Origin of the sequence: Neorhizobium sp. P12A (assembly GCF_008365395.1) — a bacterium.
Taxonomy (GTDB): domain Bacteria; phylum Pseudomonadota; class Alphaproteobacteria; order Rhizobiales; family Rhizobiaceae; genus Rhizobium.
On record NZ_QOVX01000001.1, the window covers coordinates 1,097,849 to 1,121,597 of the forward strand.

A 23,749-nucleotide genomic window follows, 5' to 3' on the forward strand; every position below is an offset into this window, starting at 1 on the left:
TGTCAGTGCGCGACGGCAGCGGCAGCGGCTTCATCGATCAGACGTCCGGTGCGGAAGCGATCGAGCGTCAGCCCGGCGTTGAACTTGTGCGGCTCGTCGCGCGCGATCAGATGCGCGAAGAGATTGGCCGAGCCGGGCGTCGCCTTGAAGCCGCCCGTTCCCCAGCCGCAATTGACGTAGAGACCCGGAACCGGCGTCTTCGACTGGATCGCGGAACGATCCGGCGTGTTGTCGACGATGCCGCCCCAGGAGCGCATCATCTTGACGCGGCGGAACATCGGGAAGAGCTCGCAAATGGCGTCGAGCGTATGCGTGATGATCTGCAGGCCGCCGGTCTGGCTGTAGGAATTGTACTGGTCGGTGCCGGCGCCGATGACAAGCTCGCCCTTGTCGGACTGCGAGATATAGGCATGCACCGTGTTCGACATGACGACGCAGGGGAAGATCGGCTTCAGCGGCTCGGACACCAGCGCCTGCAGCGGACTCGACTGGAGCGGCACGCGAACGTCGGCCATCTTCATGACCGTCGTCGTGTGGCCGGCGGCCGATACGCCGATCTTCTTGGCACCGATGAAGCCGCGGGACGTTTCGACGCCCATGACACGCCCGTCGGGACCGCGGCGGATGCCGGTCACTTCGCAATTCTGGATGATGTGAACACCGCGATCGGATGCAGCGCGAGCATAACCCCAGGCGACCGCGTCATGGCGGGCCGTACCGCCCCGCCGCTGCAGGGCAGCGCCGTTGATCGGATAGCGGGCGGTGCTGGAAATATCGAGCGGCGGGCAGAAGGCCTTTGCCTGCTCGGGCGTCAGCCATTCATTGTCGATGCCGTAGAGCCGGTTGGCATGGATATGCCGCTTGAACGACTGCTGGTCATGGATGTTGTGCGAGAGCATCATCACGCCGCGTGGCGAATACATGACGTTGTAGTTGAGATCCTGCGACAGGTTCTCCCACAGCTTCATGGAATGCTCGTAGATATGCATGCTCTCTTCGTAGAGATAGTTCGAGCGGATGATCGTCGTGTTGCGGCCGGTATTGCCGCCGCCGAGCCAGCCCTTCTCGATGACGGCGACATTGGTGATGCCGTGCTCCTTGGCAAGGTAATAGGCCGCACCAAGGCCATGGCCGCCGGCGCCGACGATGATAACGTCGTATTCCTTGCGCGGCTCGGGCGAGGTCCACTGCGCCTCCCAACCCTTGTGAGCCCGCAACGCCTCGCGTGCCACGGCAAAAACCGAATATTTCCGCATTCGCCCTCAACTCCTTCAGGCAGAGCCCTTCCGATGGGCCATACAAATCGCAAATCGAAAACCGACACAACGGTTCTTTTGCGACGCAATCGGACTCGGCTTTCGACACGGGCAAAAGAATGTCGTCGTGGCTAATAACTTGCCGCGGGCCGAATGCCTTCCTCATCGGAAAAACCGGCCGCAGAGACGACCCTACCCCACCCGGGACTTTTGTCTGATGGCACAAAACTGCGGCTCAGCCGTTTCTTAAGTGAAAGGAAATGGTGAATGACATGAAAGAACTTGCAATCATTGCCCTCACTTTGGCAACCGGCCTTGCCGGCGTAGCGCCTGTCTATGCTGCGCCCGCGATGCCGACGATTCACGAACAGACCGGCGGTAACCCTGACGTTGTAAAGGTTGATGACCATTGGCATCACCATCATCACCACAACAACAATGCCAGCGCGATAATCGGTGGCCTTGCCGCCGGCGCCATCATCGGCGGCGCGGTCGCCAACCAGCATCGATACTACTACGACGAGTATCCGCGCGATCGCTACTATCGTTACCATCGCCACTATTATGATAATCGCTATTATGACAATCGTTACTACGAAGACGGCGATTATTGATCGATAGCGGTTGATGCACGCACGGGACGGCGGAAACCGGCGCCGTCCCTTTAGATTTGGGGAGCAGGCCCCGCCGAGCTGCCCAGCAAATGATGGCTTGATCCACCTCGCGATCGTATAAACCGCGCTTATTTGCATCAAAACCTCGCCACGACGTCATGCTCGCGCAATGTTGCCTCTCCACAAGCGTGGGGCGAGGTGGCTAGATGCGTGTCCTACTGGTAGAAGACGAGCCGGAGCTTGCTGCCGCACTCTCCGCGGCGCTTCGAAACTATGATCTGGTTGTCGATCACCTCTCCACGATCAGCGATGCCGAAGAGGCCTTGCGGCTGCCCAGGGGATATGACGCGCTGCTGCTCGACAGAAGCCTTCCGGATGGCGACGGGCTGACGCTGGTCAAGCTGGCCCGGGAGACGGGCCAGGGTGGAGTCCCTGTCATCATGCTGACCGCAAGAAGCGAGTTGCACGACAGGATCGAAGGGCTCGATGAGGGCGCGGACGACTATATCGCCAAGCCCTTTGCCGTCGAGGAACTGATGGCACGCCTGAGGGCGGTCCTGCGGCGGCCGGGAACGCTGGATGCGAAGCCGCTGAGGATGGGAGAATTGCGCTTCGACCTTCTCAATCGGGAAGCGCGGGTCGGCGAAAGCCTGATCGAGATGCCGCGCCGGGAATTGCTGGTTCTCGAAGCACTGATGCGACGCGCCGGCCGTACCGTCGAACGGTCGAGCCTCGAGGAAGCCGTCTACGGCCTTGGCGACGACATCCAGTCCAACGCGCTCGATGCTCATGTGTCGCGCCTGCGACGGCGGCTTGAGGCGGCCGCGGCCGGAGTCGAGATCCACACGATCCGCGGCATCGGCTATCTCATCCGCCAAACGCGCGCGTGACGATGCGCTTCCGCTCTTTGAAATGGCGCCTGATCCGCCGTCTTTTCCTGCTACAGGCGGCAACCTGTCTTTCCCTGGGCATCCTCTTTGTCTTCGGCCTGTGGGGCAGCGGCTTTACCGGCCTGTCGGCGCCGGACGAAGATTCTATTGCCGCCGTTGCCGCCTCCATCGCGTGGCAGGAAGATGGAAGCATGCGCCTGATCGAAACCGCGGGCCTGGAAAGGGAGCGCAAGCAGGCACCCGGTTTCTGGGCCCTCGTCCGCGACCGGGATGGACGAACCCTTCGTGAAGGCCCCGTGCCGGCGCCATTCCTCGAAATAGGCGCGCTTGGCCCTATCGTCGCCGAGGCGCGGTTCAACAGCGACATCAGCGACCCCGCGGCGATGGCGGCGCGCCTGAAGACCCTTCCCAGCCCGCACGGCCCGCTTACCATCATCGTCGGTCGGCAGGGCATATTGCCACCCGCAAAGCTTCTGCTGACGCTTGCCACCTTTGCATCAGGCGCAGTCATCCCGGCCATCGTGCTGACTGGCCTGATAACGCTGGCCGTCACGCCTTTCGTCGCCCGAGGCGTTCACAGAAGCCTTGAAGCCGTTGCACGTGCCGCCGAACGTATCAATGCCGAGGATCGCGGCTACCGACTGCCGCTTGAAACCGTACCCTCGGAAATCGCCCCGCTCGTGCTGAGCGTAAACGACACCTTGGCGCGGCTTGACGACGCCTATCACCGCCAGAAGCGCTTCATGCTGGCGGCAGCGCATGAACTTCGAACTCCGATCGCCATCCTCCAGGCGCGGCTCGCGACAATGGAGAAGACCGCGGCCACGGAGCGGCTTGCCGAAGACATCTCGCGACTTGCTACCCTTGCAGAACAGCTTCTCGACCTTCAGCGGCTGAACAGCAATGCCAGGGAATCGCATATTGTCGACCTTGGCGCCCTCGTGCGACGGCAGGTGATCGAGCTTGCTCCCCTGATCATCGCTGCCGGCTATACCGCCGATTTCCAGATGCCTTCGTCACCTCTTCCGATCGTTGGCGACGCCGCATCCATCGAGAGAGCCGTCGCCAATCTGGTGCAGAATGCCGTTCAGCACGGCGGTCGGAGCGGCACTATTACGATCCTCGTCAAACATCCCGCCGATATTTCGATCAGCGACGAAGGAGATGGAATTCCCCAAGCCGACAGGGAGAGGATCTTCGAACCCTTTCAGCGGATCGGAAGCCCGACCGAAGGCGTTGGGCTCGGCCTGCATCTGGTGAAGGACATCGTCGAATTCCACGGCGGCCGGATCTGGGTGGGAGACGCGTCGGGCGGCGGCGCAAGCTTCAACATCGCCTTTCCGCCCGCAGCCTCGGACACCTGAATTTCATCGCGAGGGTCGGGGGGACGTAATGCTCCCATAATGCGGACCCTTCAGGACTGCGTGAGGCACCCCTGCCGATCGCAACCCGGAGACCGAAATGCCCCTGCCGTCCCTGCCCGCCTTCTTTGCAAACCTCATCCGCGCGCCGCGCACGATCGGCGCGATCGCGCCATCCGGTCCCTATCTGGCGCGTTTGATCACGAGTGAAATCACGCCCGGCTCCGGCCGTATTCTGGAACTCGGTCCGGGAACGGGCGTGTTCACGCAGACGCTGCTCGACAAGGGCGTGGGGCCTGCGGACCTGACGCTCGTCGAGATCGAGAAGCCGTTCGTCTCCTTGCTACGACGGCGGTTTCCCGGTGTTACCGTGCTTCAGCGCGACGCCGGGCATCTTCCTGACCTGAAGAAAGACAGCTATGCCGCCGTAGTCAGCGGCCTCCCTTTCCGCAACATGCCGAAGGATACGATATTTGCGATCCTCAGCGAGGCCCTGTCCTTGCTGCACGGGGACGGCAGTTTCTACCAATTCACCTATGGCGCCGCCTGTTCGGTGCCCGCTGACGTGATGGACAGGCTGGGGCTGGAATCAGAGCGGCTCGGTCGCGTTCGGTTGAATCTGCCGCCGGCCAGCGTTTTCAAACTGTCCAGGAAACCCTCCTGATCATGGCCGACCTCCCCGCATTCGCGCAATCCCTCGTCTCCTGCGGGCTGGCTGGCGCCTTCCTCGTCGCCTCGATCGAAAAATTGCTGCCCGTAATTCCATCCATCGGCCTCTACCTCATACTCGGCATCCTGTCGGATGGTCGACCGGCGGCTTTCCTCGCCCTGATCCTCGTTACCGCCATGGGTTCGACAATCGGTTCCCTGTGCTGGTTTGGAATCGCCCGTGTGGCCGGGACATACGGATGGCACGAGCGCAGACATCGCCTTCTCGAGCGATATGCCCGATCAGCGCGGCCGGTCACAGGCTTGGCGGGCACGACCGCGGCGGGCGTCATCGCCGTACAGCTCCTGCCTGTCGCAAGGGCCTATACGGGTCTGCTCTACGGTAGCTCAAGCGTCGGCGTGACCAGATTCGCGCTCTCGACCTTTGCCGGTTGCTGCGTCTGGAACGGCGTACTAACCTCCGTTGGGCGGATCATTGGCACCCTGTAAATTCCGTTCCAATCAGGATGTTTGAGGCAGAAAGGCCAGATCCATCCGTTTTTCCGCCCTAAAACCCCAGGTTCCGGCTGGACTTTGACAAGGTGATCTGTTATCTCGCCCTACCAATCGCAAGGTCATGGGCCTAGCGAACACTATTTTATTGCCCCCGGAAATTGCTGATTTCCGCCGGCTGACAACCAAAACCAAAGGAACGGGATTTCACGTGCAGGTACTTGTCCGCGATAACAATGTTGACCAGGCTCTCCGCGCTCTGAAGAAGAAGATGCAGCGCGAAGGCATTTTCCGCGAAATGAAGATGCGCGATTACTACGAGAAGCCCTCGCAGAAGCGCGCTCGCGAAAAGGCAGAAGCTGTTCGTCGCGTTCGTAAGCTGGCACGCAAGCGTGCACAGCGCGAAGGTGTTGTCGCGCGTTAATTGTCGTTATTTCGACGTTTTCAGATGCACTTGTCTGGCGGGGGCGAATCGTTCGCCGCCGCCTTTTTGATTTGTCTCTGATAATGTATATCAGACGAAACTGATATGACGTATGGGGAAAGCGAACCCGATAATGGCAGTCACGAATATCCAAGCGACCGTTTCTTCGAAACCGTTTAATTCTCATTCGAAGAGGCGCTTTGCCTCCTTGCCGATCATGGCGCTTCTTGGTGCCATTTGTCTTGCAGGCTGCCAGACGAACAACGCCGACACCGTCATCCGAATCGACAAGGCGCAAGGGTCTCAGGAAAACATCGCTTCGCTGACCGCGGTCATCAATGCCAATCCTCAAGATCCGGAAGGCTATAACGTCCGCGGCTCCGCCTATGGACGCGCCGGTGAATTCAGCCGTTCGCTCGCAGACTTCAACCAGGCGATCCAGCTGAATCCGAAATTCTACCAGGCCTACGCCAACCGCGCGCTGGTCTACCGCAACATGGGCAAGCAGCCCGAGGCGGTTGCAGACTACAACATGGCCCTGCAGATCAATCCGAACTACGACGTCGCCTATATCGGTCGCGGCAACATCTATCGCAGCGCAGGCCGCGACGACGACGCCTTCAGCGATTTCTCCAAGGCGATCCAGCTCGGCACCACGGATGGGCGCGCCTATCACGGCCGCGGCCTGATCTACCAGAAGCGCAACCAGCAGGATAAGGCGATCGAGGACTTCTCGAAGGCCATCTCGCTGGCTCCTAATTCTCCGGAGCCCTATAACGGCCGTGGCACGTCCTACGTGGCGCTGAACGACGACGACAACGCCTTCGCCGACTTCAACCACGCCATCGAGCTCAACGACAAGATTGCCGAATCCTGGGCAAACCAGGCGCTCATTTACGAGCGCAAGGGTGACAAGGCCAAGGCGGCCCGCTCCTATCAGCATGCAATCAATCTTGACCCGAGCTACCAACCGGCCAAGGATGGCCTGGCACGCGTTCGCACGAGCTGATTGAGATCCGCCGCCTGCGATCCGTAGGCGGCGCTTGATTTCGGGGTGCCGCGACATCGGCGGCGCTCTCCCCTACAGCGCCGCTCGTCAAACATGACGCGCAAAGGACGCTGAAAAGCATGCCCTCTTCTCAAAAAATCATCGTTATCGGCGCCGGCATCATCGGCGCCTCCATCGCATGGCATCTTGCAAGACGCGGCGCCTCTGTCACCGTCATCGCCAAGAAGCCGGGCGGCGAGGCGACGCCGAATTCCTTTGCCTGGATCAACGCAAGCTGGGGCAATCCGGAATTCTATTTCCGCTTCCGCAGCCATGCCATGACGGAATGGAAGAGGCTTGCCGAGGAATTGCCGGGGCTACCGCTCAACTGGTGCGGCGGTCTCTGCTGGGACCTGCCCCCGGATCAGCTGGAAGCCTATGCCTCCGAGCATGGCGGCTGGGGATATGGCGTCAGGCGCGTGGCCCAAGAAGAGAGCGCCGTGATCGAGCCCGGCATTACTGAGCTGCCCGATCTCGCCCTGCATATTGCCGAAGAAGGAGCCGTCGAGCCGGTGGCGGCTGCAAGGCTGATGCTTGCCGATGCCTTCCGCTATGGCACGACTTTCCTGCAGGCTGTCGAAGTCGAGCGGCTGCTGATCGAAAATGGCCGGATCGTCGGAATAGAGACTTCGAACGGCAGGCTTTCCGCCGACCATGTCATTCTTGCAGCCGGTGCCGGCACATCAGGGCTTGCGGCATCCGTTGGCGTGGATGTGCCGCTCGAAACGCCGCCCGGCCTTATCGTCCATTCCCGACCCTATACACCGCTGCTCAATGGCCTAGTCATCGCCCCGGAGCTGCACATGCGCCAGACCGCTGAAGGCCGCATCATTGCCGGCAGCGATTTCGGCGGCAGCGATCCCGGCGACGAACCGCAAAAGGTGGCCGACACGCTCTTTGCCAAGGTAAAGGCGATGCTGCGCGATGCGGACGGTCTCGAGCTTGATTTCTTCACGGTGGGCTACCGCCCGACGCCGAAGGACGGCTTTCCGATCATCGGGCCTTCCGATGCCGTCGCCGGGCTCTATCTGACCGTGATGCATTCGGGGATTACGCTCGCACCGCTGGTCGGCCAGCTGGCAGCCGACGAGGTCCTCGGAGAAAGGCGCGACAGCCTGCTTGCGCCATTCCGACTCTCCCGTTTCTCAGCCGCCTGAGCGTCTGCAACGAGGTCCGGGTCTCTTACCTTCCGGCGACATATCCGCAACATCCCCCGTCAAATCGCGGTGGTCTCTTTTCGCATGTTGCAACGCAATTTATCGAGCCCTAACATGCTGTTGGATAGCTTGCTGTCTGTGGGTAATGGGGGCGTTCGACATGATGGCGAAAACCAGTCCGACTGTTGACGTGAATGATAGTAGCCGGAAGGCAAACGGCTGATCGCATTCATGGGCAAGAAGTTAAGACTGTTTCCAAGGGCAACGATTGGCGCCTATCTCATCGCAATCGCACTGGCGATCGCGTTGCCTATTCTGGCGTTCGTGGCCCTGCTGCTTGTCCAGCTGGAAGACAGCCAGCGTGACGTTCTTCGTCGCGACACCGTCCAGGATGCCATTGCAATTGCCCGCAGCATCGATCGGCAACTGCAGGACATGTCGACGACTCTTCGGCTGCTCGCAACCTCCCCCGAACTGGAGCGAGGCGATCTGGCAGCCTTTCACGATAGGACGCTGACCGCACTCGGCTCTGATTCGATGTTCGTCCTCCTCGTGGACTCGGACGGCCAGCAGCTGCTCAACACCCGCCGCTCCTATGGCACGCCGCTGAAGAAGATGTCGAACATACCCGCGCTCAAGCACGCGCTCGATTCGCGAAGGACCGAGGTTTCGGATGTCTTCCTGGGCTCGACCAGCGGCGCATACGTCTTCAACGTGACCATGCCGCTTGCGACATCGCCTTCCGGCGCTGCCATGATCATGACGCAGAATGCCGAGGAGTTGGGTCGGCTGCTGACAACCGACGGAATGGCGCCCGGCTGGTCGGCGGCGGTGCTCGACGGCACCGGACACGTCGTTGCCTCCATTGGAGCCGACCATCTTGCAGCCGGGACGCTCTTCAAGAAGGACATACTGCCGGCGCTGGGACTGAGCAGCGGCATCTATCAGAATGACTATACCATGCCGCGGGACCTGCTTGGATACGCCCAGGTGCCTGGATGGGCGTGGAAGACGGTCGTCTGGGGGCCGATTGCATCGGTCCAGGACTCCATCGCCAACATCTGGCGTTTCCTGGTCTATGGCGGCATCCTGCTGCTTCTCATTGCGCTGATTGCCGTTTACGCCCTCGCCCGCCAGGTCCGCACGACAATTCAGGATATTGCCGACATGGCCAACCGGATGGGCCGTGGCGAGATCGTCGCTCCGATCGAAACCAGCGTCGTCGAGGCCAACCAGGTGGCCGTCGCGCTCTCCAATGCGTCGTTCGACCGCAGCGAGACCGAGGATCGGCTTCACCTCGTCATGCATGAACTCGTCCACCGCACGAAGAACCTGCTGGCGCTGGCCCAGGCGATGATGCGCCAGCTTGCCAAGCAGACGGACAGCGTCGACACATTCCAGAAGGCCGTGGCCGACCGCCTGGACGGCCTTGCGCGCTCGATCGAAATTCTGACGAGCGAGCAATGGTCGGGCGTCTCGCTCCGCCGCGTCATCAATCTTCACCTTGCGAACTTCCTGCAGGACCCGCAGCAGCTTCAGGTCGAGGGACATGATATCCTGCTAAGGCCAGAAGCCGTGCAGAACCTCGGACTGACCCTTCACGAACTGGCGACCAATTCCGTGAAATACGGTGCGCTCTCGGCCCCCGAGGGCCGCATCCGCATCAGCTGGACCGACGTCGAAGAGGGCGCTGCGCCGATGATCCGCTTCAGCTGGGAGGAGATGAACGGTCCGACGGTCAAGACACCCCTGCACACCGGTTTCGGCACGACGATCATCAAGACGCACGCGGCCGCCGCCTTCGGCGGCATGGTCCAGGTCGACTTCCTGCCGGAAGGCCTGCTCTGGGTATTGATGGCGCAGCGCAGCGCCGTCGAGCAGAAAGCCGGGACTCATAGCTGACACGCAGAGAGAGACTGGATGGCGACAGCTGGCTACGCCAGCTCAATGCACTGGGAATCCGTTTCGGACGATCGGTCGTTTGCCCCAAACAGCAGCCGTGCCTGTTCCACCGGCATCGGCCTTCCGAGCAGATATCCCTGAACCTCGGAGCAACGGCGTTCGCTCAGGAATTCGAGCTGGTCGGCTCGCTCGACGCCCTCTGCGGTGACCGTCATGTCGAGCGCACGACCGAGATCGATGATCGTGCGCAGGATGATGTCTGCCGCTTCATCGGGATTGTCGGGGTTCAGCTTGCCAAGGAAGCCGCGATCAATCTTGATCTTGTCGATCGGAAACGCGTTCAGATAGCCGAGACTTGAATAGCCGCTGCCGAAATCGTCGAGGGCAATGCGCACGCCGAGCGACTTCCAGAGTTCCAGCTGCGCGCGCGTCCCGGCTTCATCGTCGATGAAGACGGATTCGGTGATTTCCAGCTCCAGCCGGTGCGGCGCAAGGCCGGTGCGCAGCAGCGTATCGCTGAGGATGAGCGAGAACCGGCCGTTGCGGACCTGCAGAGGCGACACATTGACGGCAACGTGCAACTCGCCCGGCCAGCGTGCCGCTTCCGTGCAGGCCGTGCGCAATACCCACTCGCCAAGGGCCTCGATAAGGCCGTATTCCTCCATGAGCGGAATGAATACGCCCGGGGAAACCAGCCCGCGCGTCGGGTGATGCCAACGGACCAGGGCTTCGAAACCAACGAGATGCGGCATCGCGGTGCTGAACTGCGGTTGGTAGTAGAGTTCGAATTCGCCTTCGCGCAATGCGTTGCGCAGGTCTTCCAGCAGGTTCAAGCGCTCCAGCATGCCGGCCCGCATGCCCGGATCGAAGAACATATGGGCGCTGCACTTCATCTTCTTGACTTCGTACATCGCCAGATCGGCGTCGGCGATGACGGTGCCGAGATCGGCGTCCTTACCCGCGCGGACGGCAATTCCGACGCTCGTTCCCGTCGTCAGAACCACGTCCCCATATTCGACCGGTTGGGCGAGTTCAGCAATGATGGCGTCGGCGGTCGCGGCAAGCTCGGCCGGAACAAGGGCGCGCTCGAAAATGATGACGAATTCGTCGCCGCCGAGCCGGACCACGGCGTCGCCTTCCGACACGATCTTGCTCAGGCGTTGCGCCACGACTTTCAGGACGAAATCGCCGCAGTCGTGGCCATAGGTGTCGTTGACGAATTTGAAGCCGTTGAGATCCACGAGAAAGACGGCCATCTGCTCGAGCGAGCCCTCGCGCGAGCGGCTCTGCAGGTCGCCGATCAGATTGAGCAGATAGGCGCGATTGAACAGGCCGGTGAGCGGATCCTGGAACGCCAGGGTATGGAGTTCCCGCTCCCGTTCCCGCAGGCGGGCCTCTGTCGACGCCTGCTCGCTGATGTCGATCCGCCGCGACATGGTCGCCCCGGTATTCGAGCGGGAGCGCGTATAGATATAGGTCTTGGAGCTGATCTTCTGGATCTCGCGCTGACGCGCGACCAGAACTTCGGCCATCTGCTTGCGCTTGGCGAGATAAGCTTCCGGATCGTTGCGCGCCAGCGGATCGTCGATGATCCCGGCATCGAGATCCATCCGGTAGAGGTCGAGATGGTTCCGGCCCAGCAATTGCGAGGGTTCGGGGTAATGCGGGAAAACCCGGTGATAGGCATTGTTGGTGAAAACGATGCCGTCATTGGCGTCGTAGAACGAAATCGCCTCTTCGCTCTCCTCCAGAGCTTCGAGCACCATCTGCGACAAGCGCCGCTCGTGAAAGGCGACGATGGCACCGGCGCAGAAGCGCGTAAGCCGGCTGCAGCGGAGCAGGCTCTCCGGGCTCACAAGGCCGCTTCCGGCAAGGATGACGCCACCCACCACGCGGGCTCCGCTGACAAGCGGCTGGGCAAGGATCGGCGATCCGTTGGCGGCCTGGCTGATCGGAAATTCGACGCCCTCGATCAACCAATCGGTGTTTGGGAGTGCCGTGCCCGCGGGCAAATTGAGATCACCGACCTGCGCTACCTCGCGCACCGTCTTGCCGTTGCGCGCCACCACATAGCCGCAAAGGGCCAAAGGCCCGGCCACGCTTTCACATGCGGCGTGAAATGCCAAAAAAATGTCCTGCTCTGACTCCGCTTCGTGCAGATTGGCGACAGCGCCGACAAATTCTTCAAATTTCGTCGATCCCTGCATTTTCAAAATCATCACGTAAAAGAATTTGGAGTTTGGCGCTCATTATGAGCGTAATAGTTTAAGGCACCGATAATCGTGATCGGTGCAGATACACGCATATACAATGCGTCTCGCTTACCCTGTTCTCATGATAGTTTTAAGAAATAGACGGCAGCTATCGGTGACTGTCGTCGTTTTGTCGTTCGGGCGCCTGTACAACCCTTATTAAATCTGCAGGCCGGCCGCCGCCGGGCCGCTTTTGGGCTCGAAGCTCAAATCTTTAGGGTTCCGATTGTGGCTCACTGCAGGCCTCATGCACACCCGTCGCCTCCCGGATAGGCTGCTAAATGCATTCTCCGGACACGAATTCGATGCGCTGCAAACTATGTTGCTCGTTCCAACAATGTCAGTAGAGCGTCGTATTGATGCCCGGCGCGTTTCTTGACAATGTAGGGATTGCCCGTGTCGTCCAGAATCGGCTTCAAAGTTTGCATCAGGTAACTTTTATCCCGGTCGGTCAGGGCGATCGGCCCATCGATCTCCTGGGCGTAACGAACGACGTTGTTTATTCGTCTCAGGCATTCGGCCCTTTCATCATTGGCAGGGCCTGAACCCTGCTTTCCCGAAAGGTAGAAGTTTATGATATCCGTAGTTGCGGCCGGGGCACCGATCGAGATGGTGCCGGCTTTCAGGTTTTGCGGCTCACCATTTAGAAATCCTCTGAACTGATTCCCGAATGCGCCAAAGAAATTCTCGTAATCGAGAAGGATGAGGCGTGCGGTATTGTTGTTTTGGAGAAGTGTCCGCGCGCCGACCTTATCCGTCAGCATCGAAACGCGTTGATCGTTATTTTTGATGGTTGATTGCATACCCGATACAAAATATGCGTTTATTTCCGCAACGCCAAGTTCTGTTGCCAGGGCGCTATTCACCCGCTCAATCAATCTTCTTTTCGACTGGCTCGTAGATGCCCTTAGCTCCGGTGCCTTCTGGGAAAGAGCTCCTGCCTTTATGTTTCGGACATCTGCTTTGCTGATATTCGCATCAGGAATATCCACGACACTTTCAAGGATATCGACGAGAATGAGTGTCGCAGCCGGATTTTGCTTAAGGTCATACTGAAAGAAACCAAAGCTCAGGCCATTTTTTCCGCTACTCATCCTTGCGTCGCTTAGGCAATATGCAACGCGACCACCGTTTGCCTCATTCTCCAACAGAGATTTTGCAAAGGCCAGTTCCAGAGGCGCAGGCTTCGCGTCGGATCCCGGATGGAAGAAAACGTCTTCCGCCTCGACTGTAGCGCCGCCACAAGGTGGTATTGCAAATGCGCTGGCGTTAGTCGAAGCAAGCATTAAGCAAGCGGCTGCAAACATCATGTTTTTCATTTTTTCCCCCCGGAATTGTATTTGTATACAATCACACTGGCGGATAAATGCAACCGAAAATAGATCGCTTGAAATAAAAATCGTAAAACTAAGCATGCAATACTTAGCGCATCGATTGGTCAGTAAAAACTTTTTCCGCAGAGGACTGCCGGGGATCCCCTCAGACAGACAGGATTTCCCCGCGATATCCTGAACCCAAGCATCTGTCTCCAAGTCTACGTGAAGCTTGGAGACAGGCCGCTGTTCTACTCGTTCATCGCCTTGACGATGTCTTCGGTCATCTTCTTGGCGTCCCCCAGCAGCATCATCGTGCCGTCCTTGTAGAACAGCGTGTTGTCGATGCCGGCATAGCCGGAACCGAGCGAGCGCTTGACGAAGAGGCAGGTCTTGGCCCTGTCGACGTCGAGGATCGGCATGCCGTAGATCGGCGAGGTCTTGTCGTCGCGTGCCGCCGGATTGGTGACGTCGTTGGCGCCGATGACATAGGCGACATCGGCCTGGGCGAATTCCGAATTGATGTCTTCCAGCTCGAAGACCTCGTCATAGGGAACATTGGCTTCGGCGAGCAGCACGTTCATGTGGCCTGGCATGCGGCCGGCGACAGGATGGATGGCATATTTTACCTCGACGCCATGCGCCTTCAGCCTGTCGGCCATTTCTCTCAGTGCATGCTGCGCCTGCGCGACCGCCATGCCGTAACCCGGCACGATGATGACCTTCGAGGCATTCGCCATCAGATAGGCGGCATCCTCGGCCGAGCCGAGCTTCACGCTCCGGTCGATATCGTCGGCAGCGCCGGACGAAACCTCGCCGCCGAAGCCGCCGAGGATGACCGAAATGAAGGAGCGGTTCATGCCCTTGCACATGATGTAGGACAGGATCGCACCCGACGAGCCGACGAGCGCGCCGGTCACGATCAGCGCCAGATTGCCGAGCGTGAAGCCGATGCCGGCTGCCGCCCATCCCGAATAGGAATTGAGCATCGACACGACGACGGGCATATCCGCGCCGCCGATCGGCACGATCAGCAGAACGCCGAGCGCAAGCGCCAGGGCAACGATGGCCCAGAAGGCGAAATGGCTCTCGGTAACGGCAAGCACGATGATGAAGAGGACGATCAATGCCAGCAGGGCGGCATTGATGACGTGCCGCGCCGGCAGCATGATCGGCTTGCCCGACATGCGCCCGTCAAGCTTCAGGAAGGCGATGATCGAGCCGGTGAAGGTCAGCGCGCCGATCGCCACGCCAAGCGCCATTTCGATGCGCGCTTCGGTATGGATCTGGCCGATTTCGCCGATGCCGAAGGAGGACGGCGTATAGAGCGCGGCCGCAGCCACCAGCACGGCGGCAAGGCCGACCAGCGAGTGAAAGGCGGCGACCAGCTGCGGCATAGAGGTCATCGGAATGACGCGGGCGATATAGGCCCCTGCCCCGCCGCCGATCGCGATGCCGAGGACGATCAGCACGAGACCGCCGAAGGAGGGTGTCGCCAGCGCCAGCGTGGTGAGGATGGCGATCGTCATACCGGCCATGCCGTAGAGATTGCCCTTGCGGCTGGTGGAGGGATGCGAAAGGCCGCGCAGCGCCAGAATGAAGAGGACGCCCGACACGAGATAGAGGAAGGCTGCAATATTGCTCAGCATGCCGGGCTCACTTGTCTTTCTTCTTGTACATCGCCAGCATTCGCTGGGTCACAAGAAAGCCGCCGAAGATATTGACGGACACCAGGACCAGCGCGACGAAGCCGAAGCCCGTCGCAAGCCCGCTTGCCGATATCCCGACCGCGAGCAGCGCGCCGACCACAATGACGGACGAAATAGCGTTGGTGACGGCCATCAGCGGCGTATGCAGCGCCGGCGTGACCGACCAGACGACGTAATAGCCGACGAAGATCGACAGCACGAAGATCGCAAGTTCGAAGACAAGCGGATCGATGGCGCCGCCAGTGGCAGCGCTCGCCACATCAGGCGCATGGGCTGCGGCCGTAGTGACTGCCGTGACGGCCTCATTCAGCTTCTGTAACGCCCGCTCCATTTCCTGGGTCGCCATTACAGGACTCCCTTCTTGGCATTTGCCTGATCCGGATCGATGAAGCTCGGATGCACGACAACGCCGTCATGGGTCAGCATCGTCGCCTTGATCAGCTCATCGTCGAGATTGAGGCCGAGCGTCTTCGTCTCCTTGTTGACCATGGTCTCCAGGAAAGTGACGAGGTTCTTGGCGTAGAGCAGCGAGGCGCTGGCGGGCACCCGGCCCGGCATATTGGCAAACCCGATGACCTTGACGCCCTCGACTTCGGCAATCCCGCCTGCCTGCGCCCCCTCGATATTGCCACCGCGCTCGACCGCCAGATCGACGGCAACAGCGCCCGGCCGCATGGATTTCAGCATGTCGCGCGACACCAGCCGCGGCGCCGGCCGACCAGGGATCAGTGCCGTCGCGATGACGATGTCCTGCTTGGAAATATGCTCGGCAACGAGCGCCGCCTGCTTGGCCTGATAATCTTTCGACATTTCCTTGGCGTAGCCGCCGGCAGTTTCCGCTGCCTTGAACTCCTCGTCCTCGACGGCGATGAACTTGGCGCCGAGCGAGGCGACCTGCTCCTTGGCCGCCGGGCGAACGTCTGTCGCGGAAACCACGGCGCCGAGGCGCCGGGCCGTCGCAATTGCCTGCAGGCCGGCGACGCCGGCGCCCATGACGAAGACCTTGGCGGCGGGCACCGTTCCTGCCGCCGTCATCATCATCGGCATGGCGCGGTCATAGGCTTCAGCCGCCTCGATCACGGCCTGATAGCCGGCCAGATTGGCCTGCGACGACAGAACGTCCATCGACTGCGCGCGCGTGATGCGCGGCATCAGCTCCATGGCAAAGGTAATGAGCCCGGCCCGGGCCATATCGGCAAGCGCTGCATGATTGCCGTAGGGGTCCATGATGGCAATGACGATGGCACCGCTTTTATAGCCGGAAATCTCGGCCGCCGTCGGACGACGGACCTTCAGAACGACATCGGCGACCGCAGCATCTGCGACCGAGCCTAAGCGCGCGCCGACCGTCTCATATTCGCCATCGGGGATGCGTGACAGAAGCCCGGCACCGGTTTCGACCACGACATCGAGGCCGAGCGCCTTCATCTTCTTCACTGTCTCTACGGACGCCGCAACGCGCGTCTCGTCCGCGGCAGTCTCCTTTGCCACAAAGACAAGATTGCCCAACTACATCTCCTTGCGTCAGACGAACCACTTCGGAGCGTGCCCGCAATGGCCTGCGAATTTTTGGGAAAAGCTGCGGAGAACCTGAGATCGGTCAGCGCAGCAGGAAGGCGCCGATAACGACGAGGATGATGAAGACGAGAAGGCCGCCGAGGAAACCGCCGCCGCCGAAGAAACCGGCAGCCATGCCCAGAAGCAGCGCCGCAATGATCATCGATCCATATTTGGCGCCGCTAATGAACAGGCCATAGGTCTTTTCGTGCTCTCGATAATCCATTGGAGCACCGGTTTCGACAGGTCCGGAATGATGTTCAGCCATAGACGATCTCCCCTTGAACGGTCCGCTGCAATCGACCTTCAAACGGCCTCCCAGCAGAACCCATATCCCTAAATCGCCCCAGGTTGCGGCCAGCGTTACGGATTGGGAAGACGTCCCGAGCCCCTCGTAACACCCGCTGCAAAGCAGGGCAATTTCCTCAATTGAGGCCTTACACAAAGCGGGAAAAAATGCAATCCACGACAATGCCGCAGGCATGCGGCGAAACGTTCGATCCGGGATCAGCACCCCGGATCGAACGTTGTTCAGCCCAGACGGCGTTCAGGTTCCATCTGGCCACGAGCAGCATGGCGTGCCGTCGGAAGAATGGTCAGTGGCGCCGGACCCAGGTTGGTGTCGCGCGAGAACATCATGCGCCGTTCATAGGGTTCCGAGACGAAGAACGGGAAACGCTTGTAGAGGTTCTGCCTGACATCTCTTGTCCGCGTTGCCATTAGCGTCAGATCGATATTGTACTTGCCGACATTGCTCTTCGCCGGAACGATGGTATCGGCATAGAAGACGCGGCGATAGAAAGACGCGTGCTGCGGGCTGACCAATTGCAGGACGCGGTCGGCATCGAAATAGTCGGCAGCCATCGAGGCGATCCGTAGCGTCAGATAGGGAAGCGAAGGCATTTCCCCGATGATTTCCGGATCGGCCGCAAAACGGACGGGATCAATCAGGCTCATGCCCGCGTCCAGGAACTGATCGATCTCCGCGGGATAGATGTCGCGGGTCGAACTGACGCGATGCTCGGGCGTGACATGATGGATGCGAACGGTGCTGATCAACCGCTCGTAGAAGTAGACGCCAAAGACATAGGCGTGATCATCGAAATCGCTGTCATCGATCAGCTTTGAGCCTGAGAGCGGCAGGATGTCCGCCATCTTGTAGGCGCGGTAACGAATGCGGCCAACCTCTTCCAGGTCCTCGCTGCTTTCAACGCGTCGGTACTCGACGCGATCCAAAATCTGAAGAAGCTTTTTTGAGAAGCTGTTGTGAAAGATATCCGAGAGCATGATCCACATATCCATGTTAACGGATCATTAATGCTTCAGGGCTAGGCCCTTCGCAAGATTTGAATAAAACTTGAATAATAAGAATTATATTAAGGTTAACAGGGCTACTCCCGCGCGATTTTTTTGTCGCCCGCGGATCAGAATAATCAACTTGAAACAGAGATTCGGGCCACTAACGGCCGATGCGCATCCGGGTGTCGGTTCGTCACCGAGGCCTCCGGCCCGAACGAACGGCTCGAAAATCTCACATTAGGCGACGTTCTTGCCGCTACGCACGGATTGCTTTGCAGATTGCTTCTTGGCAAGGCCGTCGACCATCTCAAGGATGCTCTCGGTGGAAACGGGCGTGGAGAAGACGTAGCCCTGAATGTAGTCGGCGCACTGATGCTTGTTGATCAGCATCAACTGATCACGCGTCTCGACGCCTTCCACGACGATTTCGAGGGACAGCTCGCGCGAGAGATTGACGATGCCGCGCAGCAGCTTGAAGCGCCGCGTATCCTCGACGATATCGTTGACGAAGGACCGGTCGATCTTGACGATGTCGATCGGCAGCGAGTCCAAGTAGCTGAGGCTGGAGAAACCCGTGCCGAAATCGTCGATCGCGATGGTGATGCCGCGGGACCGTAGGTCGGACAGGATGGCACGAACCGTCGAGAACTCGTCAACGAGGCAGCTTTCCGTTACCTCGATATGGAGCCGCGAGGCCGTAAGGCCCGAGGTTGCCAGCGCATCGGCAACGACGGCGATGATGTCGGTGTTTCGCAGATCCTGTGCGGAAAGGTTGACCGACACGGATAGCGGCGCCGGCCAGCTCGCACAATCGCGGCAGGCCTGGTTGATCATGTATTTCGTGATGCCGGCAACGATCCCCATCTCTTCGGCGATCTGCACGAAGACGTTCGGCGGGATCGAACCCTTTTCCGGATGCACCCAGCGCACCAGCGCTTCGCAGCAATCGATCTTGGTGCCGTCGGGCGTAAACATCGGCTGATAGACGGCGTGCAGCTTGCCGGTCTCGATCGCCAGTCGCAGATCGTCCTTGAGCTTCTGCCGGTCGAGGTAGCGGGCGTCCATTTCCTGTTCGAAGGCCGAGCATCCACCCTTCATCCGCGACTTCGCCTCGAAGAGCGCGAGATCAGCCTTGATCTGCCATTCCTCGGGACGGAATTCGCGGCTGTCGATGGTCACGTAGCCGCTGCTGAAGGAAACGCGGAAAGTGTTGTCGTCCACCTCATAGGCGCCGGCCATTGCAGCATGCAGGCTCCGAATCCGCCCGTCGAGATCAGCAGCATCGTCCTCGTTCGGGAAGAACAGGACGAACTGGTCACCGACGAGTCGGGCGACGAGCGCGGTTGAGCCTGCCTCTTCCTTCAGCCGTCCTGCGATCTTCACCAGAACGCGGTCGCCCACCACGTGACCCTTCATGTCATTGACATGCTTGAAGTCGTCGACGTCGATGACCATGATCCCGATCTTGCCGGGCCGCCTGCGGGCAGACAGGTTCTCCTTGACGAGATCGACGAAATATTCCCGGTTCGGCAGGCCCGTCAGCGGATCGAACCGCACCATGTGCATGATCTTGCGCTCGGCGCGAATGCGGCCCGTGACGTCCTCGAAAATAAGGATGACGACGCCATCGTCACGGCGGCTTGCCGAAAATTCAAGGAAGAGATCTTCGTTGAACTGGATCAGTGTGCGCGACAGCGATCCGTCGACCAGCTGCGCCAGCTGCCGCTGGATGAGGCTCGGCAGCGAACCGTCGATGAACGCATTGCGCACGCCGTAGCGCAGCACGACATCGAGCTCGCAATCCTTGAGCTGATCCTGGTTGGTCAGATGCAGAAGCTCGCAGGCCTTGCGGTTGACGACGAGGATGCGGTTGTCGGCATCCAGCATGAACAGGCCGTGCGTCATATTGTTGAGCGCGGTATCGAACCGGTCGGCAATCAGCGATATCTCGCGCGAGGCAATGACGTTCTTGTAGAGGAATTCGCGCACGCCATTGGCCATGGAACGCGTCGTCAACACGAACGGAATAAGCGTCAGCGACAGGATAACCATATAGGGGTCCCTGAGCAGCAGGAACCCGAGGCTGATCGGCAGCGACGCTGAAATAGTCTGAAGATTGACCGCCTTGGGTGACCCATAATTGCGGCCGACAACCGAAACCATCGAGGCAAGCGTGACCGCGATACACGCGATCTCCGCAAAAAAGTCCTGCAGCACGAGGATGGCGTAACCGCTGCCAATGCCAAGCAGCGTCGTCGTCGAAACGCCGCCATAGAGGTAGAGCCTCTCCCAGCGGGCAATGTCCTCACGTGTCAGCTTGGACTTGTCCGTCGCATCGAACCGCTGAAACCAATAGACGCGAAAGATGCAGACCGCGACAAAGAGGGCCGAGAGATAGAGATAGAAATTGGCGCCGGATTTTGCGTACACGACGAGATAGGTCAGGACCTGAACGGTCATGCCCGTGAACAACGTGTTGCGATTTCCAAAGAGCGAACTCACGAACGACAGATAAACATCCGTCGGTACCGCGTTCGGGCTTTGAGGCTTCATCCAGAGTCCCCCTTATGCGGCAGGCACGGTAATTCAAACCATTTAAAAATTGATTGCGCAATTAAGAGCGATTTGGTCGAATTTTCCAAGTATATCACCCATTTGGTCCCAAATTGAGTGAATTTTTGCACCCCCTTATTGTGTTTACGTTACAGTAACTCTACTTCCGATTACAATAATGACTCGCCGGTTGCAAAGGGATAGATATTCGACGTCTCAGAACAACCCATCGTCCCCGCCACTTTTCTTCAAACCCCGTCATTTTTCCAAATCCGCCCTGCCCCAAACCAGCACACCGACGCCCCTGTCGGCGATTTTGATTTACGCCCTCTCCTGTTAGGACCAGATGATGTATGCCTTGCCTCGCCTACACATGATTTCCCTCCTCTTGGTCGCAGGGCTGGCAGGATGCCAGACCGCAAAGCCAATCTCGATGAGCGTCTCTGTCGTGCCGACAGCAAAAGGCGTGCAATATGGCGACGCCTTGGCGCCACAGCGCGCTGCCGGAGAGGACATTCCGCCGCTCAAAGGACAAAAGATCGTAACAGTGCGCACCTACGGAATTGTAGCCAAATCGGATGGGCAATTCACCAGCCAAACCGAACTGGAAGGCATTGATTGCGCTTTGGAAAGCGAAGGATATCGTGCCTCAATCAAAACGCCGGCTGAAATCAAGGTCCCGGACTACGGCTATGCTTCACGCCCCGTATCCGTCCACTGTCAGGCACCTGGCTACAAGACCGGTTTCGCGAGCGTTCAGCCCTATGACAAGACATCCGCAGAACGGCTCGATGCGGCGAGCAACAACGGTCTCGTCAGCATTGTCGCCGTCGCGTTGATCGACGCGGCGACAGACAAGAAAAAGCATGATTACAGCTATCGCCCTGTCAGTGTGACCATGAACAGGATCGGGTGCGAAAAGGAAAAATCGGGTTGTCGCTAACAGGGATCGAATGTCGATCCAGCAACGCTGATGCAGGGTGAATCGTAAACATGCTCGGATACATGCGCGCTTGAACGCCTAGAGCTTCCCCGCGCGCTGCTGGATCATCATGAAGGTATCGAACGTGTATTCCGACAGCTGCATCCAGAGATAGGCGTCCTTCTTATAGGCCACCTGATCCTCGTAGATCCTCTTGAAGTAGTCATTGGACTTCGAGAGGTCGGCATAGATGCCCATGGAGGCCTGGAAACAGGCTTCCATGATCTCCTGGCTGAAGGGACGGAGCGTTGCGCCGTCCTGCACGATCTGCTTCAGCGCCTGCGGATTCCTCACATCGTATTTCGCCAGCATATTCGTGTTGGCGAAGGCGCAGGCATCGCTGAGGATCGTCTGGTAATTCTTCGGCAGGCCGTTCCATTTTTCCAGGTTGAAGAAGGCGTGGACGACGGCTCCGCCCTCCCACCAGCCGGGATAATAGTAGAACTTCGCGACCTTCTGGAACCCGAGTTTCAGGTCGTCATAAGGGCCGACCCATTCCGCGGCATCGATCGTTCCCTTGTCGAGCGCCGCATAGACGTCGCCGATGGCGATCTGCTGCTGCGGCACGACGCCAACTTTCTGCATCACGCTGCCGGCAAGCCCGGCGATGCGCATCTTCAGGCCCTTCAGATCGTCCAGCGTATTGATTTCCTTGCGGAACCAGCCGCCCATCTGGGCGCCGGTATTGCCCGCCGGCAGACCGTACATGCCCTGCGTGGCAAAGAATTCGTTCATCAGCTTGTTGCCGTCGCCCTGATAGAACCAGCCATTCGACAGACGGGCATTCAATCCGAACGGGATGGCGGTGCCGATCGCGTAGGTCGGATCCTTGTTCCAGAAATAATAGGAGCAGGTATGGGCCGCATCGACGGTCCCGGCGCTGACGGCATCCACCGCCTGAAGCGCAGGAACGATTTCGCCGGCTTCGTAGGTCTGTATGGTAAAATTGCCGCCCGTCGCATCCGAGACATGATTGGCGATGTCCTCGATACCGCCATAAAGCGTATCGAGGGTCTTCGGAAAGGAAGACGTCATCTTCCAGGTGATCTTGGGATTTTCCTGTGCGATGGCCGGAGCTGCCAGAACGGAAGAAGACGCAGCGCCCGCGCCTATAAGGCCGGCCCTTCTGATGAACGAACGGCGATCCATCAAAAACCTCCCGTATAGCTGGTATCGCTGGCATAGCGGTCTGTCCGGGCACCCCGGCGGCGGCAGGAGCTAACCATGTCGCGCATTTTCTTTCAAGCTCTGCTCCCACCAATCTTTTTGGCCATCATGCTGCTGCAATCGATACGACATGTCGTGCAGGTAGGAACCGTTGCGATCGCAACCTTTCCGGGTCGCCGAAATATGGCGCGCGCCGTGAATTGCGTTGTGATAGACACCATATTCATTCTGCGCTCTCACACGAACGCACAATTTTGGCATTTTTACTGGAGCCATTCATGACAAAGCCGATCATCGCCATTCCCGCCGACATCCGGGCGATCGACGGGGCGACCTGGCATGCGGTGCAGCAGCAATATGTGAATGCAGCACTCAAGGCGTCCGGGCTGATGGCCCTGATCGTGCCGGCCATGGAAGAAGGCTATGACATCGATGCCATTCTGGATCGGGTCGACGGCGTGCTGATATCAGGTTCGGCCAGCAACGTTCACCCTTCGCTTTACGGCAGGCAAGCAACTGAGGCCGATGGCCCGTTTGACCCCGCACGCGACGCGACGTCCCTGCCCTTGCTCCGACGGGCGATCGATCGCGCCATCCCGCTTCTGGCAATCTGTCGCGGCATACAGGAACTGAATGTCGCGCTCGGCGGCTCTCTCGACAGCGAGATCCAAGATCTCCCTGGCCGCTCCGACCACCGTAGGCCTGAAGGCACGGATCGCGATGCGCTCTATGCCATTCGCCAGAGCGTCTTCGTAAAGGAAGGCTCCTGCATCGCCAATTTCATTGGCGCCGGCGAGGTGCGCGTCAACACCCTTCACCGCCAAGCGATTGCTGAAACGGCGCCGCGGCTGCAAGTGGAGGCTGTTGCGGAAGACGGCACCGTCGAGGCCGTCTCCGTCATCGACGCCAAGGCCTTCGCCGTCGGCGTACAATGGCATCCGGAATACTGGGCGGAGACCGATATCGCCTCCAACCGGCTGTTCAGCGCCTTTGGCGATGCCGTGCGCGACTATGCGGCTGGAAAGATGCAGGCGATGCCGGTAAAGGCGATCGCCTGATCGCGTTGCCCAAGAGCAATTCCAGTAAAAGTGTGATGCGGTTTTG

Annotated in this window: 21 protein-coding genes; 11 read left to right on the forward strand and 10 right to left on the reverse strand. The window is 59.5% G+C overall.

Annotated elements, in window-relative coordinates:
* Positions 1–2: 2 nt before the first annotated feature.
* Positions 3–1,256 (reverse strand): sarcosine oxidase subunit beta family protein, encoded by a 1,254-nt coding sequence (locus tag DTW90_RS05250; RefSeq protein ID WP_149336815.1) that lies wholly within the window; start codon positions 1,254–1,256, stop codon positions 3–5.
* A gap of 272 nt (positions 1,257–1,528) precedes the next feature.
* Between DTW90_RS05250 and DTW90_RS05255 the strand changes: the two genes are divergently transcribed.
* The 9 genes from DTW90_RS05255 (at position 1,529) to DTW90_RS05295 (ending at position 9,813) form a co-directional block, all read left to right on the forward strand.
* Positions 1,529–1,870 (forward strand): hypothetical protein, encoded by a 342-nt coding sequence (locus DTW90_RS05255; RefSeq protein ID WP_149336817.1) that lies wholly within the window; start codon positions 1,529–1,531, stop codon positions 1,868–1,870.
* Positions 1,871–2,076: 206 nt separating this feature from the next.
* Positions 2,077–2,760, forward strand: coding sequence for a response regulator transcription factor (locus DTW90_RS05260; RefSeq protein ID WP_149336818.1), 684 nt, complete (start codon positions 2,077–2,079; stop codon positions 2,758–2,760).
* Positions 2,761–2,762: 2 nt separating this feature from the next.
* Positions 2,763–4,124: a HAMP domain-containing sensor histidine kinase gene (locus DTW90_RS05265; protein ID WP_149336820.1), complete on the forward strand. Its 1,362-nt coding sequence runs from the start codon at positions 2,763–2,765 to the stop codon at positions 4,122–4,124.
* A gap of 97 nt (positions 4,125–4,221) precedes the next feature.
* Complete coding sequence (locus DTW90_RS05270) at positions 4,222–4,785, forward strand: methyltransferase domain-containing protein (protein ID WP_132526717.1); 564 nt, start codon at positions 4,222–4,224, stop codon at positions 4,783–4,785.
* A 2-nt stretch (positions 4,786–4,787) separates the two neighbouring features.
* Complete coding sequence (locus DTW90_RS05275; RefSeq protein WP_149336822.1) at positions 4,788–5,279, forward strand: VTT domain-containing protein; 492 nt, start codon at positions 4,788–4,790, stop codon at positions 5,277–5,279.
* A gap of 214 nt (positions 5,280–5,493) precedes the next feature.
* Complete coding sequence (rpsU, locus tag DTW90_RS05280) at positions 5,494–5,706, forward strand: 30S ribosomal protein S21 (RefSeq protein ID WP_018072771.1); 213 nt, start codon at positions 5,494–5,496, stop codon at positions 5,704–5,706.
* 217 nt (positions 5,707–5,923) lie between these two features.
* Positions 5,924–6,715 (forward strand): tetratricopeptide repeat protein, encoded by a 792-nt coding sequence (locus DTW90_RS05285; RefSeq protein ID WP_149337060.1) that lies wholly within the window; start codon positions 5,924–5,926, stop codon positions 6,713–6,715.
* Between the two features lie 119 nt (positions 6,716–6,834).
* Positions 6,835–7,911 (forward strand): FAD-binding oxidoreductase, encoded by a 1,077-nt coding sequence (locus DTW90_RS05290; protein ID WP_149336824.1) that lies wholly within the window; start codon positions 6,835–6,837, stop codon positions 7,909–7,911.
* Positions 7,912–8,142: 231 nt separating this feature from the next.
* On the forward strand, positions 8,143–9,813 hold the full coding sequence (locus tag DTW90_RS05295) for a sensor histidine kinase (RefSeq protein ID WP_149336826.1): 1,671 nt from the start codon (positions 8,143–8,145) through the stop codon (positions 9,811–9,813).
* 32 nt (positions 9,814–9,845) lie between these two features.
* On the opposite strand, the gene DTW90_RS05300 is transcribed toward DTW90_RS05295, so the two are convergent.
* From DTW90_RS05300 to DTW90_RS05335, 8 genes are all read right to left on the reverse strand, one after another.
* Positions 9,846–11,939: a GGDEF and EAL domain-containing protein gene (locus DTW90_RS05300; RefSeq protein WP_246664888.1), complete on the reverse strand. Its 2,094-nt coding sequence runs from the start codon at positions 11,937–11,939 to the stop codon at positions 9,846–9,848.
* Between the two features lie 443 nt (positions 11,940–12,382).
* On the reverse strand, positions 12,383–13,384 hold the full coding sequence (locus DTW90_RS05305) for a hypothetical protein (protein WP_149336829.1): 1,002 nt from the start codon (positions 13,382–13,384) through the stop codon (positions 12,383–12,385).
* 245 nt (positions 13,385–13,629) lie between these two features.
* Positions 13,630–15,024, reverse strand: coding sequence for an NAD(P)(+) transhydrogenase (Re/Si-specific) subunit beta (locus DTW90_RS05310; protein ID WP_149337062.1), 1,395 nt, complete (start codon positions 15,022–15,024; stop codon positions 13,630–13,632).
* A 10-nt stretch (positions 15,025–15,034) separates the two neighbouring features.
* Entirely contained in the window at positions 15,035–15,433 is a 399-nt protein-coding gene (locus DTW90_RS05315) for an NAD(P) transhydrogenase subunit alpha (RefSeq protein WP_149336831.1), read from the reverse strand.
* Positions 15,433–16,596 carry a Re/Si-specific NAD(P)(+) transhydrogenase subunit alpha gene (locus DTW90_RS05320; RefSeq protein WP_149336833.1) on the reverse strand — a complete coding sequence of 388 codons (1,164 nt, stop codon included), beginning with the start codon at positions 16,594–16,596 and terminating at the stop codon, positions 15,433–15,435. The genes DTW90_RS05315 and DTW90_RS05320 overlap by 1 nt, the downstream gene beginning before the upstream one ends.
* Positions 16,597–16,687: 91 nt before the next feature.
* Entirely contained in the window at positions 16,688–16,912 is a 225-nt protein-coding gene (locus DTW90_RS05325) for an aa3-type cytochrome c oxidase subunit IV (protein ID WP_132526700.1), read from the reverse strand.
* Between the two features lie 263 nt (positions 16,913–17,175).
* On the reverse strand, positions 17,176–17,931 hold the full coding sequence (locus DTW90_RS05330; RefSeq protein WP_132526698.1) for a hypothetical protein: 756 nt from the start codon (positions 17,929–17,931) through the stop codon (positions 17,176–17,178).
* Between the two features lie 249 nt (positions 17,932–18,180).
* The gene (locus DTW90_RS05335) at positions 18,181–20,496 is read right to left on the reverse strand and encodes an EAL domain-containing protein (protein ID WP_132526696.1); all 2,316 of its coding nucleotides are present in this window, start codon (positions 20,494–20,496) and stop codon (positions 18,181–18,183) included.
* Between the two features lie 433 nt (positions 20,497–20,929).
* On the opposite strand from DTW90_RS05335, the gene DTW90_RS05340 reads away from it, so the two are divergent.
* Positions 20,930–21,439, forward strand: coding sequence for a hypothetical protein (locus DTW90_RS05340; protein ID WP_132526694.1), 510 nt, complete (start codon positions 20,930–20,932; stop codon positions 21,437–21,439).
* A gap of 78 nt (positions 21,440–21,517) precedes the next feature.
* Here DTW90_RS05340 and DTW90_RS05345 read toward each other — a convergent pair whose 3' ends face one another.
* Positions 21,518–22,627, reverse strand: coding sequence for a TRAP transporter substrate-binding protein (locus DTW90_RS05345; protein ID WP_132526692.1), 1,110 nt, complete (start codon positions 22,625–22,627; stop codon positions 21,518–21,520).
* 296 nt (positions 22,628–22,923) lie between these two features.
* Between DTW90_RS05345 and DTW90_RS05350 the strand changes: the two genes are divergently transcribed.
* Positions 22,924–23,703, forward strand: a complete 780-nt coding sequence (locus tag DTW90_RS05350; RefSeq protein ID WP_149336834.1) for a gamma-glutamyl-gamma-aminobutyrate hydrolase family protein — start codon at positions 22,924–22,926, stop codon at positions 23,701–23,703.
* The last annotated feature ends 46 nt before the right edge of the window (positions 23,704–23,749 follow it).

Bases quoted from the DNA above. Each gene is read 5' to 3' on its own strand.
- DTW90_RS05250 (WP_149336815.1), bottom strand. From the start codon at position 1,256: ATGCGGAAATATTCGGTTTTTGCCGTGGCACGCGAGGCGTTGCGGGCT.
- DTW90_RS05255 (WP_149336817.1), top strand. From the start codon at position 1,529: ATGAAAGAACTTGCAATCATTGCCCTCACTTTGGCAACCGGCCTTGCC.
- DTW90_RS05260 (WP_149336818.1), top strand. From the start codon at position 2,077: ATGCGTGTCCTACTGGTAGAAGACGAGCCGGAGCTTGCTGCCGCACTC.
- DTW90_RS05265 (WP_149336820.1), top strand. From the start codon at position 2,763: ATGCGCTTCCGCTCTTTGAAATGGCGCCTGATCCGCCGTCTTTTCCTG.
- DTW90_RS05270 (WP_132526717.1), top strand. From the start codon at position 4,222: ATGCCCCTGCCGTCCCTGCCCGCCTTCTTTGCAAACCTCATCCGCGCG.
- DTW90_RS05275 (WP_149336822.1), top strand. From the start codon at position 4,788: ATGGCCGACCTCCCCGCATTCGCGCAATCCCTCGTCTCCTGCGGGCTG.
- DTW90_RS05285 (WP_149337060.1), top strand. From the start codon at position 5,924: ATGGCGCTTCTTGGTGCCATTTGTCTTGCAGGCTGCCAGACGAACAAC.
- DTW90_RS05290 (WP_149336824.1), top strand. From the start codon at position 6,835: ATGCCCTCTTCTCAAAAAATCATCGTTATCGGCGCCGGCATCATCGGC.
- DTW90_RS05295 (WP_149336826.1), top strand. From the start codon at position 8,143: ATGGGCAAGAAGTTAAGACTGTTTCCAAGGGCAACGATTGGCGCCTAT.
- DTW90_RS05305 (WP_149336829.1), bottom strand. From the start codon at position 13,384: ATGAAAAACATGATGTTTGCAGCCGCTTGCTTAATGCTTGCTTCGACT.
- DTW90_RS05315 (WP_149336831.1), bottom strand. From the start codon at position 15,433: ATGGCGACCCAGGAAATGGAGCGGGCGTTACAGAAGCTGAATGAGGCC.
- DTW90_RS05325 (WP_132526700.1), bottom strand. From the start codon at position 16,912: ATGGCTGAACATCATTCCGGACCTGTCGAAACCGGTGCTCCAATGGAT.
- DTW90_RS05330 (WP_132526698.1), bottom strand. From the start codon at position 17,931: ATGCTCTCGGATATCTTTCACAACAGCTTCTCAAAAAAGCTTCTTCAG.
- DTW90_RS05335 (WP_132526696.1), bottom strand. From the start codon at position 20,496: ATGAAGCCTCAAAGCCCGAACGCGGTACCGACGGATGTTTATCTGTCG.
- DTW90_RS05340 (WP_132526694.1), top strand. From the start codon at position 20,930: ATGAGCGTCTCTGTCGTGCCGACAGCAAAAGGCGTGCAATATGGCGAC.
- DTW90_RS05345 (WP_132526692.1), bottom strand. From the start codon at position 22,627: ATGGATCGCCGTTCGTTCATCAGAAGGGCCGGCCTTATAGGCGCGGGC.
- DTW90_RS05350 (WP_149336834.1), top strand. From the start codon at position 22,924: ATGACAAAGCCGATCATCGCCATTCCCGCCGACATCCGGGCGATCGAC.